Source organism: Nonomuraea sp. NPDC001684, assembly GCF_053596515.1.
In genome coordinates, this window is sequence record NZ_JBSFGJ010000713.1 from 1 (window position 1) to 3,036 (window position 3,036).

General features: G+C 70.8%; 2 protein-coding genes and 1 pseudogene. 1 reads left to right on the top strand and 2 read right to left on the bottom strand.

The window, feature by feature from the left end:
* Positions 1–104: 104 nt before the first annotated feature.
* Positions 105–932 (bottom strand): SAM-dependent methyltransferase, encoded by an 828-nt coding sequence (locus ACWCSD_RS50545; RefSeq protein WP_449926664.1) that lies wholly within the window; start codon positions 930–932, stop codon positions 105–107.
* Between the two features lie 229 nt (positions 933–1,161).
* Here ACWCSD_RS50545 and ACWCSD_RS50550 point away from each other — a divergent pair, with 229 nt between their 5' ends.
* A complete protein-coding gene (locus tag ACWCSD_RS50550; RefSeq protein ID WP_449926667.1) occupies positions 1,162–2,532 on the top strand; it encodes a hypothetical protein in 1,371 nt (456 codons plus the stop codon).
* On the opposite strand, the pseudogene ACWCSD_RS50555 reads toward ACWCSD_RS50550, so the two are convergent.
* Positions 2,529–3,036, bottom strand: a pseudogene (locus tag ACWCSD_RS50555) (hypothetical protein); the annotation flags it as partial. The gene ACWCSD_RS50550 and the pseudogene ACWCSD_RS50555 overlap by 4 nt on opposite strands.

A 3,036-nucleotide genomic window follows, 5' to 3' on the forward strand; every position in this document is an offset into this window, starting at 1 on the left:
GCAAGGTGCCGGACTTCGCCGGCCGGGGGGTGTTCTCGCTCCGGCCGTTGTCGGCCGAGCTGAACCAGGTGGCCGAGCCGTGGCTGTCGGGGGCGTGGCGGCCGTCATGCCGCCTCCAGACAGTCGGCGTGGCCGAACCGGGCGACGGCCGCGACGAACTGGGCGCGGCCGACGTCCACTTTCACGGCGGTGTCGGGACGCCATGCGGAAGCCTCGACCAGGCCGGGCGGCAGCACCTCCAGCCCGTCCAGGAACATGGACGTGATCGCGGCCCGGGACCGCATGTGAACGTCGGCGGCCAGCCTGTAGGCGGCCACCAACTTGTCGGCCTCCCTGCGGGTGAGGAGGTCGTGGCAGATGTGGCTGAGCAGCACGTAGCCGCCAGGGAAGGCGGCCATGTAGCGGCGCAGGACGCCGGCGGGATCGTCGGCGTCAGACCAGAAGTGAGTCAACGCCGTGGCGATGATCCCCACGGGCCGGTCGCGGTCGAGGCGCTTCATCTCAGGGTGGCTGAGGACGTCGTCCACGTCCCGGGCGTCGGCCTCGATCATGCCGGTTCCGCTGGCCACGTCGAGCAGCGCGCGCCCGTGCGAGCCCACCATCGGGTCGATGTCCACGTAGACGACACTCGGGTCCGGGTGGTGCTCGGCGACCGTCTGGTAGGTGGTGGCGTACCCGTCCGGGGGAAGCCCGCACCCGAGGTTCAGCCACTGCGAGATGCCCAGCTCGGAGACGGCCCGCGTCGCGCGGATGCCGAACTCCAGGTTCGCCAGCGCGGCCTGGGCGATGCGGGGGGCGATCCTCCGGACGGCCAGGAGGACGTCCCGGTCGTCGCCGTGGTTGTCTTTGCCGCCCGTGGCAGCGTTGTAGACGCGGGCGATCGATGGGCGGTCGTACAGGGTGAGGCTCTTGGTGGAGGTGCCGGTATCCATGTCGTCGGAGCCTTCGCGGGCAGAGGGGTGAATGGGTTGGCCTTACGCATCGTGGCCCCGTGCAGGGGACATCGCTACGAGGCGTGAGGGGCCATCTCGGACAGGGGGTGGACATCTGCCGGACTTGTCCCGACTTCTAACCGATACGCCAGGGCGGAACGCTACCGATCTCTGTTGGATCGCCTCTACCGTGAGGGCAAGAGCTGTCGCGTCCGGCAGGAAGGCCCGCATGGACACTGTGCTGAGGCAACTCGCTCAAGCCCAAGGGCTTCTGCCGTACCGCACGTTCTGCCGCGTCTTCGAGGAGGAAGGCAAGAAGCTCGGCTACGGCCGGCTGACGCTGTCGTCGAGGACATGGAAGCGGTGGCTGCGCGGCGAGCTGGAGACCCAGCCGTACCCGCAGGCATGCGACGTTCTGGAGCACCTCTTTCACCGGCCGGTCGCGATCCTGTTCACGGCCGCCACCAGCACGAATGACGGTTCACCCGAACCAGGCAGGGCGTTGCGTCCAGCCGCCCGCATGTTCGGTGCCGCCGTCGACCAGCCCAGGGGGATCTTCGAGATGATGACGCACGCCGCCGACCAGAGCCGGGAGGCCGCCGCCGAGGCGGAACGCGAACTCGGCCAGGCGGCGATGGAGCAAATGCATGACGACGTCGTCCACCTGGCGCGCACCTACCTGCTGCGGCCGCCGATGGACGCCTTCCCGGAGCTGGTGGCCATCCGCGACCAGGTGCGGGCCATGAGGGAAGACACCCGCCGGCCGGACCAGCTCACGGAGCTGAGCCGGGTGGAGAGCGTCGCGGCCGTCCTGATGGCCGAGGCGTGCATCGACCTCGGGCAGACGCGGCATGCCACGGAGCACGCCCGCGCGGCCTGGTCGGTCGCCAAAAGCATCGACCACGTTCCGTTGGCGGTGTGGGCGCGCGGGATGATGGCCACCAGCGCCTACTGGTCCGGGCAGCCGCGCGACGCGGTCGCGGCGATCACCCGGGCCGAGCAGCACCGCCCGGTCGGGATCGCGGCCGCCCGCGTTCACAGCATCGCCGCCCGCGCCTACTCCCACCTTGGGGACAAGGACCGTACCGTCGCGGCGATCCGCGCGGCGATAGATGCCCGCGCCGCCGACCAGGGCGGGGACGAGTTGCAGGAGATCGGCGGCGTGTTCCACTGGGACATCGTCCGCGAGCAGCGGTGTTTCAGCTCGGCGCTGCTGATGCTTCTCCAGGTGCGGCGCGGCGAGTTCGAGGCCGCGGCTGTCGCCGAGTTCACGAGCCGGATCTTGGAGCACACGCAGGCGGCGCTCAACGACGCTCGCGCGCTGCCCGCCGGTCAGCGGTCGGCGACGATCGAGGCCACCATCGGGATCGAGATGGCCACGGCGTACGTCCTCCTCGGCGACCTGATGAACGCGGCCAGCGCGATGAACGAGGTGCTGGAGCTGCCGGAGAACATGCGGACGTTCCCCGTCGTGCACCGGCTCAAGCAGTTGAGGGGGCAGGTGGAGTTGGCGCAGCAGACGCAGCAGGCGCGGGCGTTCAACACGGAGCTGGCCGCGTTCATGCAGGCGTCCACCGTCCGCGCCCTGCCCGCCGGCTAACCGGTCCTCTGGCCGCTCCACGCGGCGAGGATGGCCGCCTCCCGCTCCGGGGTGATGCCGAGTTCGGCCGCGCGTTCGTGGTCGAGCTTTGGGCCGCTGGCCAGCCACTCCCACGTGTCCGCCACGGTGTCGGCGAGCGGGCGGCAGACGAGTCGGGCCGCGCGGGCGCGGGCCGCGTCCACCTGCCACGTGCCCGGGTAGGGCCGCCACAGGGGAAGCTCTGTCCATTCGCGGACGCCTTGCGCCTGGAGGAAGGTGTGCGGCACCCACTCCAACGTCGCTCGGCTGTCGGTGACTTCCCGGCAGGCTTCTAGGAGGTCGCCGAACGTCGCTCCGCCGATCGGCGCGGCCAGGTTGAACGAGCCCGTGAGGTGCCGTTCGACGGCGTCGAGGGCGAAGCGGGCGACGTCGCGCACGTCGATCGGCTGGATCGGCCAGTCGGGGGTTCCGGGGGCGAGCACCTGGCCGCCGTCGGCGATGCGGCGCAGCCACCACGGGATGCGG